15 protein-coding genes are annotated in these 17541 nt (G+C 45.0%); all 15 read right to left on the reverse strand.

What is annotated here, in order from left to right:
* Positions 1-17 precede the first annotated feature (17 nt).
* Positions 18-698, reverse strand: a complete 681-nt coding sequence (locus tag DESDI_RS16290) for a TorD/DmsD family molecular chaperone (protein WP_015263710.1) — start codon at positions 696-698, stop codon at positions 18-20.
* Between the two features lie 4 nt (positions 699-702).
* Entirely contained in the window at positions 703-1938 is a 1236-nt protein-coding gene (gene nrfD / locus DESDI_RS16295) for an NrfD/PsrC family molybdoenzyme membrane anchor subunit (RefSeq protein WP_015263711.1), read from the reverse strand.
* A 12-nt stretch (positions 1939-1950) separates the two neighbouring features.
* Positions 1951-2562, reverse strand: coding sequence for a 4Fe-4S dicluster domain-containing protein (locus DESDI_RS16300; protein ID WP_015263712.1), 612 nt, complete (start codon positions 2560-2562; stop codon positions 1951-1953).
* Positions 2563-2566: 4 nt separating this feature from the next.
* Positions 2567-4921, reverse strand: a complete 2355-nt coding sequence (locus DESDI_RS16305; RefSeq protein ID WP_015263713.1) for a molybdopterin-dependent oxidoreductase — start codon at positions 4919-4921, stop codon at positions 2567-2569.
* A 274-nt stretch (positions 4922-5195) separates the two neighbouring features.
* Positions 5196-5654 (reverse strand): SsrA-binding protein SmpB, encoded by a 459-nt coding sequence (gene smpB / locus DESDI_RS16310; protein WP_015263714.1) that lies wholly within the window; start codon positions 5652-5654, stop codon positions 5196-5198.
* A 227-nt stretch (positions 5655-5881) separates the two neighbouring features.
* Positions 5882-7897 carry a sodium-translocating pyrophosphatase gene (locus DESDI_RS16315; protein WP_015263715.1) on the reverse strand — a complete coding sequence of 672 codons (2016 nt, stop codon included), beginning with the start codon at positions 7895-7897 and terminating at the stop codon, positions 5882-5884.
* Positions 7898-8050: 153 nt separating this feature from the next.
* Complete coding sequence (gene secG, locus DESDI_RS16320) at positions 8051-8275, reverse strand: preprotein translocase subunit SecG (RefSeq protein ID WP_015263716.1); 225 nt, start codon at positions 8273-8275, stop codon at positions 8051-8053.
* 231 nt (positions 8276-8506) lie between these two features.
* Positions 8507-9784 carry a phosphopyruvate hydratase gene (eno, locus tag DESDI_RS16325; RefSeq protein WP_015263717.1) on the reverse strand — a complete coding sequence of 426 codons (1278 nt, stop codon included), beginning with the start codon at positions 9782-9784 and terminating at the stop codon, positions 8507-8509.
* Positions 9785-9844: 60 nt separating this feature from the next.
* Complete coding sequence (gpmI, locus tag DESDI_RS16330) at positions 9845-11392, reverse strand: 2,3-bisphosphoglycerate-independent phosphoglycerate mutase (RefSeq protein ID WP_015263718.1); 1548 nt, start codon at positions 11390-11392, stop codon at positions 9845-9847.
* Positions 11389-12156 carry a triose-phosphate isomerase gene (tpiA, locus tag DESDI_RS16335; RefSeq protein WP_015263719.1) on the reverse strand — a complete coding sequence of 256 codons (768 nt, stop codon included), beginning with the start codon at positions 12154-12156 and terminating at the stop codon, positions 11389-11391. Before tpiA ends, gpmI begins: the two co-directional genes overlap by 4 nt.
* A gap of 53 nt (positions 12157-12209) precedes the next feature.
* Positions 12210-13394, reverse strand: a complete 1185-nt coding sequence (locus DESDI_RS16340; RefSeq protein ID WP_015263720.1) for a phosphoglycerate kinase — start codon at positions 13392-13394, stop codon at positions 12210-12212.
* Between the two features lie 307 nt (positions 13395-13701).
* Positions 13702-15297 (reverse strand): Na/Pi cotransporter family protein, encoded by a 1596-nt coding sequence (locus tag DESDI_RS16345; RefSeq protein WP_015263722.1) that lies wholly within the window; start codon positions 15295-15297, stop codon positions 13702-13704.
* Positions 15298-15303: 6 nt separating this feature from the next.
* Positions 15304-15939, reverse strand: coding sequence for a phosphate signaling complex PhoU family protein (locus DESDI_RS16350; protein WP_015263723.1), 636 nt, complete (start codon positions 15937-15939; stop codon positions 15304-15306).
* Between the two features lie 13 nt (positions 15940-15952).
* On the reverse strand, positions 15953-16087 hold the full coding sequence (locus tag DESDI_RS18475; protein WP_015263724.1) for a hypothetical protein: 135 nt from the start codon (positions 16085-16087) through the stop codon (positions 15953-15955).
* 50 nt (positions 16088-16137) lie between these two features.
* Positions 16138-17541: an RNA polymerase factor sigma-54 gene (gene rpoN, locus DESDI_RS16355; RefSeq protein WP_015263725.1), complete on the reverse strand. Its 1404-nt coding sequence runs from the start codon at positions 17539-17541 to the stop codon at positions 16138-16140.

The raw sequence follows: 17541 nt of genomic DNA on the forward strand, positions 1-17541 counted from the left end.
ATACTAGAAAGATCAGATTAAGTTGTTTCTTCATTCATTTCTTCTAACAGTTCTAAGTCCCAGAGAAGCACTCCCCAGATTAACTCTATTAACCCAGGATAGAAACCAATTGAACCATGCAAGCTTGCATCCTTGGAAAAATCAGCAATCCAAGTCAAGGGGTGATCCTTTATAAAGCTGATCTGACTCTCAATTACTGCTTTCGTAGAGGTCTCTTCACTATCCGAGGTTAAAGCCTCGCATAACCGATCACCTGCCGAGGCTAGAAAAATCAATTCTAATCCCATGTGATCTTCCGGCATCCTATGTTTAAACTTGAATTCAAATCCATTTTGCCGAAATAGCTCTCTGACTTGCAAGGTGGGTCCACCAAAAACTAACTTTTCCGGAGTACGGTATACTGATTCCCAAGGAGGAGCTTTGGGTTGACCAGGCCCCAAGAAAAGGTCAGTGTATTCGAAGTGTATTTCTTGAATGGCTTGGGAAGCTGATAATCTTTCTAACTCTTCTGTACATCGAATTAACTTATTCAAGCCATTCTGCATTTGTAAATTAGCAGCGTCCAGGGGGAATTCCAGCCAGAACTGTCCTCGGATAATTTCCTCATTATCTATTTGTATAGGCTCCAATAAGCAATTACCTAAAAAACTATAGAGTCTAGACCGCAAGCTGCATACCTCTTCCCAAGAAACAGCCATGATATTACTTACCTCCTTGTAAGCTACCTGTCATGTTTACCTTTTTTTGCATCGGATTGCTCTTAGGGTCAACCATAAACTTTCGAACTAAGACCGCATACAAAATTACTCCAAATGAGCTAATCCCTACGAATATTAGACCCTCAAAGATGCTTGGGAAATAGACCCCTTTCGTAGCCCATATATTGGGTATAACGATTGAATCTACACTTTCAGCGAATTCTCCAAGTGTCACTCCTAAGTGACCAGGAACCAGCGGGAAGGCAAAAGATGAGAAAAGCAACCAAACCCGTTTAAAGAACACGCCAATCACAACTAGAATAGAGGCTAGTAACACAAGTTTATGATTAGCACGGTTCTTGGCAAAGACCAAAATCAGGAATGGAATAACTATACCCAAAAGAATTTGCCCCCAGAAGAAAGGTGCCAAAGAACCACTTAAAAGATTGGACAGGGCGGCTGCTACATTTTCCTCTCCGGGGAAAGCGAAGGTCAGGATTTCGCAACCAACAAAAAATGCATCTACTGCTACAAATACTGCAAGCAGCCCGGCTAGGCTAGTAAACAATTTTTCTTCCACTTTATACACATCGAATTTCTTCAAGATCCAAAGAACAATGAGAAGAAGAGCTAATCCGGAGTCTAAAGCAGAGGCTACAAATAAGGGGGCCATTAAGGCACTGTGCCAGGCGACCCGTGCAATCTGCAAGCCAAATATCCACGCCGTAACTGAATGCACAAGTATTGCCACAGGCAAGGCAATTCGAGAGATGACCGCAATTTTACCCTCATCAGGATTAGGGCGCGTCATAAAATACAAGTATACGATAGAAACGAATAAGTATAATCCAATCACAACCACGTCCCAAATTAAGGGGGAGTTGAACTGCGGAGATAAAATAAGGTTAAGGAATCTTTGAGGTTTTCCAAGATCGATAACGATAAACAAGAGGGCTACAATGATGCATACCGTGGAGAGAATTACGGCCGGTATGGCCACTTTTTTAAATGAAGGAATATTAAAAACGGTGGCTGATGAGGATACGATCAATCCTCCCGCAGATAATCCGACAAAAAACATGAAGGCAGTAATATAGAGGCCCCAAGAGACGATATTACGCATGCCTGTTACAATCAGGCCATTAGACAACTGGTAGATCCATGCTCCGAAACCAACAAGGGCAAGGAAAGACAAAATCCCGAGCCAAACTGGGTAGTGTCGTTCGGTTTTACTTGTCATTTTAATCCTCCTCTATTTCAAATAATAGACTTGGGGCTTTGTGCCCATATGTGGAAGTAACTGATAGGAATTTTTTTCTCGAATGAGGTTGGAAACCTCGCTATCCGGGTCATCCAAATCACCGAATTTCCGTGCCTTAGCAGGGCAAACCACTACACACATCGGCTCAAGACCCTGATCAGTCCGCTCGCTACACATGGAACATTTCTCTACAACCCCTATCGGTCGGGACGTGGCATCTCCGTAATTAAAATCCGGTTGGCGCACAGGATCCTGCCAATTAAATACTCGAACATTGTAAGGGCAGGCAGCCATACAATATCGACATCCAATGCACATATCGTAATCAATCAAGACCCTGCCGTCATCACTCTTATAGGTTGCACCTACGGGGCAAACTTTTAAACAAGCAGGATTTTCACAATGCTGGCAGGCCATAGGTAACCAGTTCTTGGTAAGATTAGGAAACTCCCCTTGAGCACAATCCAGCCCGACTTCTCCTTCGGTGAGAACCCGATTCCATAACATTCCCATCGGCACATTGTTTTGCGCTTTGCAGGCGACTGAACAAGTATGACACCCAATACAGCGACTCTGGTCGATTGTCATTCCCAATTTAGTCATACTATCACTCCTCTACCCTTTTTACTTCTACCAGTGTATCTAACAAAGCAATATGTGGTCCGAAAATTAATTTATTACCTCTAGGATTGATATTAGGGTTTAATAGTTCCTGTAGATCCCCTTTTTTGAAATAACGGGACCACCAGCCTTCACTTATTTGAACCATCCCTGGACGCATATCATTAGCTAACTGGCATCTACATTGGAAACTTCCACGATCGTTAAACACTTCAACAAAATCCTTATCACTTAATCCCCGGGCTTGGGCATCTTTAGGGTTTATTCTAACCAATGGTTCAGCATTGATTTGCAATAGCCAACGGGCATTAGAATAAGTGGAATGGGCACGGAAACGAGTATGAGGTGTACCTAGTGCTAGTGGATATTTTTCATAAAGAGGATTGCTAGGACTAGCCTCATTAGGTTCCTCCCATATTGGTAACGCATAACCCTCTTCAATGAAATCTTCGCTATAAAACTCCAATTTGCCTGACTCAGTGTAAAATTGGTGATCCATAAAAGCCCGATAAGGCTCGTTTGGCACATTAAGCCTCATTACACATTTATTAGCCCTTAAGCTCTCGACAGTAATTCCTTGCAAGGAAGGATCAGGTGAGTTCAATTGGGCCCGCACAAATTCTTCCGGTGATTCAGGCATATATTGTGCAAATCCCATCAGTTCGGCTAATTCTTTTTCTATTTGGAAGTCTGACTTGCTTTCAAATAACGGTTCAATAACTTTTTCTTGTAGTAAAACATGATTGCGTTCGGTAATTAAATAACCAATATCATATTCCGACTCAAAGCAGGTCCCTGCAGGTAGGACAATATCCGCAAAATTCACAGTATCACATTGGTGTGAATCAACAGCAACGATAAATTCAAAACCTTTAAACCATTCCTTTGCTTTGTTGTAATCCGGAAAATACTGATGAATAGGATTACCTTGAAAAACACCAGCTTTTACTGCATTTGGTTTATTCACATATTCAAAAAACTTCCCCTCAAGATCCGCTGCCTTAAATTCAGGTGGTAATTCCCAGCCCCCGAACTCTACATCCATAGACCAGCATGTCCCATGTTGCGTGCCCTGACCTACTCCTCCTCCAACTCGACCGATATTTCCAGTTAGGCCAGCCATTATTGTAGCTAAACGTCCCATTGTATCTGAATGATACCACTTGTCTGTACCTCCCATACCCCATTGTATGTTAGCCGGTCCACCAAGAGCGTATTCTTTAGTTAATTCGAAAATAACTTTCTCTGGTATTTCAGTTATCTTAGACGCCCATTCAGGAGTATAATCTTTGACATGTTCAATATAAGCTGACAGCACTGTTTTTACTTTAATCCCGTTTGCAGTATATTCACCCTCTAATTCGGGATAAATACCAGGAGTATCGTATGGTTGAAGCGAATTTGAATTTTTGTCCCAAACTAAAAATTTATTAGTACCTTCTTCTCGCAAAAGAGTTTTATTATCCGCTCTAATTAAAAAAGGTGAACTTGTATTTTTTCTTACGTACTGTTTATCGTACCAGTTGTTTGTTAGGATTAAATGAATCATCCCGAATAAGAGAGCACTATCGGTTCCAGGACGAAGGCTAATCCACTGATTGCATTTGGCTGCTGTTGTAGAATAAACAGGATCAATACATACCATCTTAGTTCCGCTTTCCTTAGCATCAAAGAAGAAGGCAGAATCGGTCATCGATGTTTCCAATACATTGTTTCCCCAAAAGATGGCCATATTGGAATTAACGCTATCGGTTATTTCATTGGTAGTTGACCAGGCAAAACCCATAATCATTGATTGACCGCCGGCCGCCGTTGTATCCAGCCCTATATCATACATAGTTATTATTTGACTGCCCAATAGCTGTGGCAGTAGTAGCATGGGATAGTGAACTCCGGTACTGCCCGCCCATATTATAGATTCTCCACCGTATTTACTTGTTAATTCTAGAAGCTTGTCAGCAATTGTTCCGAGTGCTTCATCCCAAGAAATGGGGACAAACTTTCCTTCGCCTCTTTCTCCTACCCTTTTCATGGGGGTTTTCAAACGATCTGGGCTGTAAACTCTTTCTCCCTCACTAAGTCCTCTAAGGCAGATTTTGTTTTGGACGCTGTCCGGCCATTCGTTAGGTTCAATCTTAACTAATTTCCCTTCACGAACTGTGCATTTAAAAGAACAACGTCCCCCGCAATTCGGCGGATGAAAAGTATATGCTACTTTTTCTCCTTCTTCCTCTGCTAGCGCAGGGAGAATCCAGTCTTTATAGTTCAAAGTACCCAAAATTCCTAATCCCGCGATGGTTCCTCCACTGGCTTTAATAAAAGTACGCCTTGAAATAGTCATTAGACACACCCTCCTTCATTTGATCTTGCACCCTGATCGACACAACTCCATACCCGGAACAAACGTAAACGTACAAGAATAAGAACTCTTTGCGTGAATAGTAACAAATCCCTATGCGGATTGCTATTTTAAATAGTTTAAGATTTATTAATTTTTGTTAATATTTTAAATCTCCAGACTTATTTGTCTTATAGATGTCGGAAAAAAATAAAGCACCCAGCCGCAGCCTTTTCTTAAACTGCGCGGGGCGCTTCTTTATCTAATATCCCATACCTTACTTTTCTCTAAAATGCCGCTCAATCTCACGTTTAGCATCACGCTCGGCAATAGCCTGACGCTTATCGTAATTCTTCTTCCCACGGCAGACGCCCAGTTCGATCTTTGCTAGGCCACGCCTGAGGTAGATCTTAGTGGGAATAAGGGTCAAGCCCTCCTGCTGTACTTTTCCAATGAGTTTAATAATCTCCGAGTGATTCAAGAGGAGCTTGCGTTTGCGCAAAGGCTCGTGATTGAAGCGATTCCCTTGTTCGTATGGGCTAATGTGCATCTGATAAAGCCATACTTCTCCGTTTTCAATGCGCGCATAGCCGTCCTTAAGGTTCACACGCCCGTTACGAATGGATTTGATCTCGGTTCCTGTGAGAATAATTCCTGCCTCAAGCTTTTCCTCTACGAAATAATCATGGTAAGCTTTTCGGTTATCGGAGATGACTTTAATTCCTTCAGATGCCACAAGAACCCTCCTCACAAATCAGTATGACCTACTGAAAACTAGGTATTTAGTATAGCATAGACTCTCGGTTTTTTCCAGTATGGCTACTTCACCCTAAGAGGAACCAAAGTGGTACTGTCATAATTTTGTAACCACTCGTAGGCTCTGTCATCTTGATGAAAATAAAAGGGGCATCGCTAACCACTTCCTAAAGTAGTTTGCGATGCCCCCGACTCAACAATTTTCGTTTAGATTAAGAACGGAGCGATAATCAGCGAGATGGTACCCATAACCTTAATCAGTGCGTTCAAGGAAGGACCAGCTGTATCCTTGAAGGGGTCACCGACAGTGTCCCCAATAACTGCAGCAGCATGAGTCGGTGTTCCTTTACCGCCTTGGTTTCCTGCTTCGATGTACTTCTTAGCATTGTCCCAAGCACCACCAGCATTAGCCATGTAGATAGCCATGAGCACTCCGGCAACGGTTCCACCGGCCAGCATACCGCCCAAGGCTTCTTTCCCAAGCAAGAAGCCGACGAGGATGGGTGAGCCTACGGCTAAGAGACCAGGAACAATCATTTGACGAATAGCAGCTCTCGTGGAGATATCTACACAAGCCCGATAATCTGGCTTTCCTGTTCCTTCCATGATACCAGGAATCTCACGGAATTGGCGACGTACTTCACCGATCATTTCAAAAGCAGCTTTCCCGACCGCTTCCATACAGAAGGATGAGAAGAGGAAGGGTAGTGCAGCACCAATGAATAAACCAATGATTGTCGTCGGGACGAGAAGATCAAGCTGCTCCAAGTGAGCAAGCTCAGAAAAGGCGCTAAACAGGGCTAGGGCAGTTAAGGCTGCAGAGCCGATGGCAAATCCTTTAGCCACAGCAGCTGTCGTGTTACCTACAGAGTCTAACTTATCGGTAGTTTGGCGGACACTGGGATCTAACTCAGCCATTTCCGCAATACCACCGGCATTATCAGCAACCGGTCCAAAGGAGTCGATGGCCACGATTATCCCTGCTGTAGAGAGCATAGCCATAGCAGCCATAGCAATACCAAAGATTCCTGCCACTTCAAAAGAGACATAAATTGCAACACAGATCGTGATGATCGGTAGGGCTGTACTCTTCATACCCACTGCCAGACCTTGAATAATATTGGTAGCAGCTCCGGTCTCAGAAGCTTTAGCTATCGCTTGAGCAGGGGGCTTCTGATTAGAGGTATAGTATTCAGTAAACAGACCGATAAGGATATTCACGACTAAACCACTCATAATGGCGATGAAGACGCCATTCGGGGTTAAGGTTAAAGTATCGCTCACTTGGAAGGATTCAGGAAGCATCCAATGGACTACTGCAAAAGATCCAATAGCTGTTAGAAGGTTAGTACCCCATAATCCTTTGTTCAAGGCTGTTTGTGGATTCGCATCTTCCCCTGTCCGAACAAAGAAGCTAGCTATGATGGAAGCAAAAAGTCCTACAACCCCGATCATCAGCGGAAGCATGAGTCCGGGTGCACCGGCATCAAGAGTATTGAAGACAACAACACCAATCAACATTGCTGAAATAGTGGTTGCACCATAGGATTCGAAAAGGTCAGCTCCCATTCCAGCGGTGTCACCGACGTTGTCACCCACGTTATCGGCGATAACGGCGGGATTACGAGGGTCATCTTCTGGAATTCCGGCTTCAACTTTACCCACCAAGTCTGCACCAACGTCAGCAGCCTTCGTAAAGATCCCTCCACCGACACGAGCAAACAGGGCGATAGCACTGGCTCCAAAGGCAAAGGAGTTAATAATCTCAGCGTCTTTAAACCATAAATACAGGGCCGCAACACCAATCAAACCTAAAGCATTTACAGAAAGACCCATAACGGCTCCGGCACGGAATGATACGCCCAAGGCTTTGTTGAGGCTTGTCCGCGCTGCTTCGGTAGTACGGGCATTAGCGCGAGTGGTAATTCCCATCCCTACATATCCGGCAACAGCAGAAAGCACTGCCCCTACTAGGAACGAAACGGCAGTTTGCCAATTCTTCGCAAAAGTTAAGATAATAAAGATAATAATTACAAAGGGAATTAATGTCCTGTACTGGCGATTAAGGAATGCCATGGCACCCTCTTGGATGTACTGGGAAATTTCCTGCATCCGTGTATTTCCTGGGCTTTCACTTAAAACGCTTCTTGCAAAGAAGAAGGCAACCGCCAGCCCAACAAAACCTGCCAGGATAGCCCAAACAGGCATTGAAGCAAAATCCATTGTCAATAAACCTCCTAAAAATAACTTAATTAATATGTATGAACCAAGTTTAAAGTAAACTTGGCCAGCACCAGGTCGACACTACCGACCTACTTATTGTCCTGAGACGAAGGTGGCCGCCCTCCATAGTGAAAAAGGAAAAGGAGCCCTAACTTATCTTATAAGATAGGCTACCCCTAATGAACTCAGCAGAAAAACAACGGCTGAGATAATACTCAACTTTTGAAAAACAGCATCTAATCCCTTCTTTTTACCAAAGAAAGACTCACTGGCTCCACCAATCGCCCCCAAACCTGCACTAACGCCGGATTGAAGTAAGACTGTGGCGATTAGGCCTAAGGAACTAACGACCAATAGTATAGTGAGGAAAATTACCATATCAGATTCACCTCCAAAACAAATTAAACAAAACCAGTCGGAACCCTTTAATATTCCTATATCAGGTAAACCGCCACTTCTCTCCTGTTCGACTTGCCTAGGCTGCTTAAGTGGCGGTTTTCTATTTGATATAGTCAGTACCGCTATTTTAGCACAGAAATTTGGCAAAAGGCAATAGAAGATAGGTCAATAGTAGATTTGAAACGATTAGCAACAGACTTGAGGTCTCGTTCAGCGCCCTATGGCTTCTTGACCACGATAAATCCCTGTTTCACCAAGTTCTTCTTCAATCCGTAGTAGCTCGTTATATTTGGCTACCCGCTCAGTTCGAGCCGGAGCTCCGGTTTTGATCTGACCGGCATTCACGGCGACAGCTACATGGGCCATAGTGACATCCTCTGTCTCTCCGGAACGATGGGATATAACCGTCGTATAGCCGGCCCTCTTGGCCATCTCGATAGCATCGAGAGTCTCCGTAAGGGTGCCAATTTGATTCAGTTTAATTAAGATAGAATTAGCACACTTCTCTTTGATTCCACGGGCCAGACGTGCCGGATTGGTTACAAATAAGTCATCTCCCACCAGCTGAATCCTATCTCCTAGTCTCTCGGTGAGCTTTTTCCACCCTTCCCAATCCTCCTCGGATAGACCATCTTCGATGGAAACGATGGGGTACTGTTCCGTAAGCTCTTCTAAATAGGCAATCATTTCATCTGTCGTTTTGGTCAGCCCTTCTCCCTCTAAATGATACTTACCATCTTTATAGAGTTCGGTAGCCGCTACATCGAGCGCTAAGGCAATGTCTTTTCCGGGAGTATAACCAGCACGTTGAATACCGTCCATAATCGCCAGAAGTGCATCCGCATTGGATTCTAAGCTAGGAGCAAAGCCCCCTTCATCCCCAATGGCGGTGGCCAGTGACTTTTCCTTTAAGACAGCCTTTAAGCTATGATACACTTCGGTTCCCATTTGCAAGGCTTCTCTAAAACTCTTTGCCCCCACAGGCATAATCATGAACTCTTGAATATCCACGTTGTTATCTGCGTGCTGACCGCCATTTAAGATGTTCATCATCGGTACAGGAAGTTCCTTAGCGTTGACGCCACCTAAGTATTGGTAAAGAGGAAGTCCGATGGATTCAGCCGCAGCATCCGCGGTGGCTAAGGAAACGCCTAAAATCGCATTGGCACCGAGCTTACCTTTGTTCTCAGTTCCATCCAGAGCTATCAATTCCCGATCAATAGCCGGTTGATCAAAGGGATTGAGCCCTTCAATTTCTGGGGCAATAATTTCATTCACATTATCTACGGCTTGGAGAACCCCTTTGCCTAGATAACGTCCCTTGTCCCCATCACGAAGCTCCACAGCTTCAAAAGCTCCCGTGGATGCACCAGAGGGAACAGCTGCCCTGCCCATAGCTCCGTCTTCTAGGACAACCTCCACCTCAACGGTGGGATTACCGCGGGAATCAAGAATCTCGCGGGCGTAGACTTCTTCGATGTAGCTCATTTTTAAAACCATCCTCCCAATAATAGTATTCCACTAGAAGATTGATATAGACAAAACCACTTAATTACTAGACCACTCGTCCAATAGGGACTTCCCCGTCATCTCAGGAGGCTGTGCAATCCCCATGAGTCCGAGAATAGTAGGAGCCACATCTTGAAGTGCTCCTCCTTCACGCAGGGTTTTATCTTTGAGTTGGTTACTGACCAAGATAAAGGGCACGGGATTAGTGGTATGGGCTGTCATAGGCTGACCCGTTTGTAAATCCACTTTGGATTCCGCGTTACCATGATCTGCTGTGATAATCACCGCCCCTTGGCGCTTTAAAACCTCCGGAACAATTCGCCCAATACATTGATCAACAGCCTCGATCGCTTGAACTGTAGCTGCAAATTCACCTGTATGTCCAACCATATCCGAATTAGCAAAGTTCAGGATAATGATATCATATTCTTCGGCTTCTAGCCGCCTTAAAAATTCCTCCGTAATGTCAAAGGCACTCATGGCGGGCTGCAAATTATAGGTAGCAACCTGTGGCGAGGGTATCAAACAGCGAGTTTCCCCTTCACAGGGATCCTCCACACCGCCATTAAAAAAGAAGGTGACATGAGCATATTTTTCAGTCTCTGCAATACGAAGTTGCTTTTTATTATGAGAGGCCAGAATTTCTCCTAGGGTGTTTTCTAAGTTCTGAGAAGGAAAAGCTACAGGGATATTCAGTCGCTCATCATATTCTGTCATACCTACATAATGAAGATTTCTCCTTTTACCTCTTGCAAACCCTTCGAATTCCGCATCCACAAGAGCGCTGGAAATCTCTCGAGCCCGATCCGATCGGAAGTTAAAAAAGATCACGCTGTCTCCATCCTGCAGAGTTCCAATCGCCTTGCCTTCCCCATCCACAATAACTGTAGGTAATACGAACTCATCGGTGATTCGAACATCGTAGGCCTGTTCAATAGCAGCCATGGGGTTGGGTGCCTTTAATCCTTCGCCATCCACTAGGGCGCGGTAACCCTTTTCAACGCGTTCCCAACGTTGATCCCGATCCATAACGTAATAGCGACCACTCACGGTCACAACCTTCCCCACACCTAGTTCCTGACACTTTACATTGAGCTGGGTCATAAATTCTTTAGCACTTTGAGGCAGCACATCCCGACCATCGAGCAAAGCATGAATGAATACCTTTTTCACACCGATTTCTTTCGCCATATCCAAGAGAGCAAAAAGATGTTCGATATGGGAGTGAACCCCTCCATTAGAGAGCAAACCCATCAGGTGCAAAGCATTGTTCCCATCATTGACACGCTCCATAGCTTCTTTCAATACGGGATTTCGAGCAAATTCTCCAGTTCGTATAGCCTTAGAAATCCGAGTGAATTCTTGGAAAACTACCCGTCCGGCTCCAATATTTAAATGCCCTACTTCCGAGTTCCCCATCTGCCCGGTGGGCAATCCAACTTCTTCCCCGGAAGCTACGATGAACGTATGAGGATATTCTTTAGACAAGCGATCAAAATGGGGTTTTTGGGCCTGAGCAATCGCATTGCCATCTGCCTGAGCACTGTAGCCCCATCCATCAAGAATCATTAAAACAAGTGGCTTCATAAGGCAGTCACCGCGTTAAGAACGAGCTTTGCAAATCCTTCCGGATCGAGACTAGCGCCACCCACGAGGGCTCCATCCACATCCGGTTGTGCCATGAGCTCGACAATCGTATCGGCATTAACACTTCCACCATAGAGAATGTTTACTTCATCGGCAACCGCCCCGGCAATTCCTGCTAAAGTAGAACGAATCATAGTGCACATTTCTTGTGCATCAGCGCTGGTGGCTGATTTACCGGTTCCGATCGCCCATATGGGTTCATAGGCTATGACCACACGTTTCAAATCAGCGGGAGATAGATCAGGGAGATCCTTTTCCACCTGGCTGCGAACGATGGCAAAGGCCTTACTTTCCTCACGTTGTGCTAAGTTTTCCCCTACACAGAGAATCGGGGTAAGCCCTGCCTTGAGAGCTGCCTTCACCTTCTTGGCAATCTCTTCATCGGTTTCCCGGAGGATTACCCGACGTTCTGAATGTCCGATAATGACATAAGTACAGGCTGTATCCACCAGCATGGCAGCGGAAATCTCACCCGTATAAGCACCATTGCCAGCAAAGGACAGATCCTGAGCCCCGATATGGATAACACTTTCCTCCAATTCATCCTTGAGGGTGCTAAGGGCTGTAAAGGGAGCACACACCACAACATCAATCTCGGTGGTTTCTCCCAAAAGACCGAGCAGCCTTCCCGCATAGTCCTGAGCTTCCCGGATCGTTTTGTTCATTTTCCAGTTGCCTGCGATAATAGGATGTCGTATGGACATGGACTTAGCTCCCTTCAAATAATGATTCAATAATCTCCTAGTTGACTTAAGAGTCACTTATCCTGAAGCGCTGCTACACCAGGTAAGGTTTTTCCTTCCAAGAGCTTTAGAGAAGCTCCTCCACCTGTGGAAATATGGCTCATTTGATTAGCGACGCCCATTTTATCGACAGCCGCCACAGAATCTCCGCCGCCCACAATGGTCATGCCCGGGCATTTGGCTACGGCCTGGGCAACCCGTTCAGTTCCTCTGGAGAAATTGTCCATCTCAAAAACACCCATGGGACCGTTCCAAACAATCGTCTTGGCCTCTACTATGGCCTCACTAAAGGCTCCGGCACTTTCCGGTCCGATATCTAAAGCCATCTCATCTTCACTTATATCGGTGATGGGGATAATGCGATAAGGAGCGTCGTCCTTAAATTCCTCAGCCACTACAACATCCTGAGGCAAAAGAATCTTGACTTCCCGTTCTTGGGCCTTAGAGAGGATTTTCTGGGCCAAAGGCAATTTATCATTTTCAACCAAGGATTTCCCCATCCGGTACCCCTGAGCTTTGAGAAATGTATTCGCCATTCCTCCGCCAATAATCAAAACGTCCACCTTGTTAAGGAGGTTCTCGATGACACCGATTTTATCACTCACCTTAGCTCCACCGATGATCGCCACAAAAGGCCGCTCTGCAGCTTCCATGGCGTGGCACATGCTCTCAATCTCTTTTTGAAGCAGGAAACCGGCAACACCGGGAATTCGATGGGCGATTCCTTCCGTAGAGGCATGGGCTCGATGGGCTGTACCGAAAGCATCATTAACAAAAACATCCGCTAAGCTGGCAAGACTTGTGACAAACTCAGGATCATTTTTTTCTTCCTCTGCGTGGAATCGCACATTCTCAAGGAGGAGGATCTCTCCTTCTTTTAGCTGCGTTACTTCCTTTTCTACTTCCGGTCCGATGCAATCCGGGGCAATGGAAACGTGTTGATCAAGCAATTCACTTAGGCGTTGGGCTACGGGGGCAAGGGAGTATTCCGGATCCACTTTTCCCTTGGGACGTCCTAAGTGCGAAGCAAGAATGATTTTGGCACCCTCTCCGATTAAATAGTGAATCGTCGGCAAAGCCGCTATAATCCTCGTGTCATCAGCTATATTTCCATGATCATCCATCGGCACATTAAAATCAACGCGCACAAAAACGCGTTTCCCCTGTACCGTGATATCCTTAAGCCCTTTCTTAACCATTATATATGTTTCTCCTTTCCTTTTTTGCTTCACTAGTTCGCTATTATATGTAAGTGTATGTATATTTGCTTGTAGGCGTTAATCGGGTACTGCGGTGTTCGCTTAAGCGGAGTTATATCCTAAGGAGTATCTCCAGGATTTTGTTTACATCGTCCGCTAAATAAGCTACGCGGTACCAAACTAATCGCTAGAAGTCGTTCCTTGTAAAGCAAAGTCCTTAGGTAGACTTGCATAACGAAGAATTCACCGTGTATTAGTTTAGCACTTTCTATCATCTTAGTATACCGCCAAAGGAAAATCTTACTCTTTAGACCAATCCCATCACGACTTGGGCAATATTAACACTATGCTTATCGATGCGATAAAGCAAATTCACGATATCTAGGTTCTCCCACTGCGTTGTTTTGGCCAAGATTCCAAACTGTAAAGCTCGCTGCAGACGAACAACGTCAGGGTGTTCACGAATGACTTCTCCTGCCAAATCCCTGTCCCATGACTTTAGTGCTCCTAGCATTCGATTGTAATTATTCAGCACAGTTTCATAAAGTTCCTTCATATCTCGCCAAATTCCTTCGGTTTCCAGTCGGTTTTCCTTCGTTACGTTTTGAATATGATCGGACAGGTCAAATAAGGCATCCCCAACATATTGAAATTCTTTGAGAATGAATTGGGTATTAAGAATTTCTTCATGTTGCTGGGCAGTTACTTCTTTAGCAGACAAATCAGCCAGAAAGCGGAAAATATGCTGATAATACCATTGGAACTCTTGCTCTAGAGGTGAACCTTTACCCGGCAGGGCACGCATCTCTAAAACGCCGGTAGGAATCTGCGACATCAGCTCCTCCCGTAAGACCTTGCCCATTCCTTGAATTTCAAGGTGAATCTGTGTTAAGGCGATGGCGGGTACTTCCAGAGATGCTTCATCCACATATTTAAACTGAACTTTTTTTATGCCTTGAGAAGAGTCAGGCAAAATTCGAACCATAACTTTAGCAATCCAGTTATTCAGTGGCATAAAGAGGATGATCATCATGATTGAGAAGACAAGATGAGAGTTAGCCACCTGACGCTTAAGATCTCCTCCCATCCAGATTAATAGATCTGCAACTTCAGGCAAAAAGGGGAGAACGAGAAGGGTGGCTAGGACTTTGTAGAGGGTGTTGGCCAAGGCAACTCGACGGGCATCCTGCTTCTGCGCCGTCAATGTCGAGATTAGCGTCGTCACTGTGCCACCGATATGAGCTCCTAAAACCAAAGGTATAACCGCACCGAGATTAATTAAGCCTTGATCAGCCAAGGAAATCAGAATGGCTACTGTAGCAGTACTACTCTGCATAAGGGCTGTAAGAACCAGACCCACAAGGATTCCGAAGAAGGGCTTAGCTCCCAATTGGGCAAGAAATTCTTGAACCTGAGGCACATCCTTTAAAGGAGCAAAGGCACCGGACATAATGGATATTCCCACGAATATAAGACCAAAACCTATCATGGCCTGGCCTAAGGGCTTTATATGAGGCGTTTTCACAATGAGGTAGAGGATAAAACCAACAAAAATGAAACCCAAGGCCACATTAAGCATTTTGAAGGCAATGAGCTGGATGGAGAGTGAAGTACCCAAAGCTGAGCCCAAAACAATCCCTAAGGCCCGACCAAGACTCATCAGACCCACATTGACAAATTCCACCACAAGGACGGTGGTAGCCGTACTGCTTTGAAAGGCTACTGTCATGATGATTCCAAATAGCACTGCTAAGTAGGTCTTCTTGGTGAGGGATTCAAGTAGTTCTTTAAGTCGATTGGCTGCAAACATCTGCAAGCCGGAAGCAGTCGTATGTACCCCAAACATGAAAATTCCTAATCCACCTAGGAAAGCAACCCATGCACTAAAATTGATGTTGATCACCCCTAGCTAGAACTTTTTCCCTGTCTTTATATAGACTTGAGCCTCTGCCACATTTAAGATATGATCACCCATGCGCTCCATAGTCCGCGCAAAAATTAGAGCAAATGCTAACGAACCTGTTTTCTCACTTTGGCCACCCATGAGAAATTGCCTTTGTAAAAACCCATAAGTAGTATCCAACACATCGTCCATTTGATCCAAAGCTTCTACGTTATCTTCTTCATTATCAATTGTCTCTTTTACTTTTAGATACATCTGCTGGGTTTGATTGGCCATTTGAAGAACTTCCTCAATATGCTCCATATTAGAACTGAGCACAGCAAGCTCAGCAATATCACAGGCATAATCGGCGATTCTTTCCAGCTCTTGGGCTATTCTCTGATAGCCCAGTAAAAAACAAAGGTCTTGGGTCCTGATTTGCTGAAGGGTCATCATCTCGAGGATGCGCTTGAGCACTTTGTCTCTCATAGCATCGATTTGATCATCTTCTTTACGCCAGTCCATATCCTGCAAAGCGTCAGGGGTTTCTAGATTGCTGAGGACTCTACTCAAGAGATCCTCCACCCCTTGGGCAAGCTCGAGAATCATCGTCCTTATCTCCATTAATGCCCGATCATACCCGCTCAGCCGCGTAAACATCATCCCCAACACTCCTCTATAAAATCTTCTCGTCCCATAGCATCTGGGGTTGCTCTTTGGAGGGGTCGCTCAAGAGGACCTGTCCGCAGTCTTGATAAAAAACCACAAATTGTTCTAGATTATCTAACCCAATCTGTGGCTCTATTTTCATTATATTCCCGAATCTTTAGAATACACACTATCCAAACGTCGAGCCACCTATTAATACCGCTTGCGCAAAGTTGTTGAAGGGATACCTAGTTCGTCACGGTATTTTGCTACGGTTCGGCGTGAAATCTTCATGTTTTTTTCCTTGAGTATTTCGGTGAGCTTCTGATCTGAGTAAGGAACCTTAGGATCTTCCGTAGCAATGATATCCTTTAAAGCTTGCTTAATTGCTTCTGTGGTCATGCCCTCCTCGCTTCCTAAACCGGTTGCGAAAAAGAACTTGAATTCAAAAATCCCGCGGGGGGTCTGCACATACTTATTGGCTGTTGCCCGACTCACAGTAGATTCATGAACCCCAATTTCTTCGGCAATATCTTTGAGATTGAGAGGCCTTAGGTAGCGAATACCTTGTCGTAAAAATTCCTCTTGGCGCCGAACAAGAGCATCAGCGACTTTATATAAGGTCAGACGCCTCTGCTCAATACTGCGAATGAGCCAAGCAGCAGCATTGAGTTTTTGCTCCACAAATTTACGGGTCTCTGATTCGCTGTTCTGACTCAAGGCTTTTTTATAGGTTTGATTGATGCCTAGGCGTGGTACGGTAACGTCATTGATCAGGATAATAAACTCTCCTTCGACTTCCTCAATCACCACATCCGGAATAATATAACGAACCTCTCCCGGCCCGGAAAACCGCCGACCGGGCTTAGGATCAAGAGTGCGGAGGAGATCTGACATTGCCTGTACCTGCAGAGGAGTTACCTTAAGTTGGTTGGCAATCTTTTGTAAACGCCCAGCAGCCAAATCCTCGAGGTGATTGAGAAAACTCGGCATCTCGGGCGGGTAGTGGTTAAGCAAAGGAAGCTGTAGTCTCAGGCATTCTTCGAGATTCCTAGCCCCCACACCTAAGGGGTCCAAACCTTGGATGATTGTTAGTCCCGTTTTCACTTGCTCAAGGGGGCGCTGAAACTGCTTAGCTATTTCTTCTAAGGAAAGAGGCAGATAACCATTTTCGTCTAAATTCCCAATAATATATTCAAGTAAATCTTGAGGGGCCGATGCCCTTTGGATATGAATCTGTTCAAGCAAATGCTCTTGAAGGGAGGGGGCCGCTGCTAAAAAGGGCTCGAACCTTTTGTTCTGCCCGGCATCAGGGTCATACTCTCTGAATATCCGTTCCTCCTGATGCTGAAAATAGTCTTCCCAGTTCATATCCCAGTCGCTATCTGCCGGATTGTCCTCCTTTTCCAGAGGGGGGGTATCTTCTTGAGAATTGTCCGTTCCTTTGTCACCGGAATCTTCAACGACATCTAAGAGAGGGTTTTCCAACATCTGCTGTTCCACATAATCAGAAAGTTCAAGGGCTGATAGCTGCAGTACAGCAATCGCTTGGCGCAACTCCGGAGTCATGACTAACTTCTGTGTTTGCTCTAGGTTTAGACTATACCCTATGCGCAC

This window comes from Desulfitobacterium dichloroeliminans LMG P-21439 (assembly GCF_000243135.2).
Taxonomy (GTDB): Bacteria; Bacillota; Desulfitobacteriia; order Desulfitobacteriales; family Desulfitobacteriaceae; genus Desulfitobacterium; species Desulfitobacterium dichloroeliminans.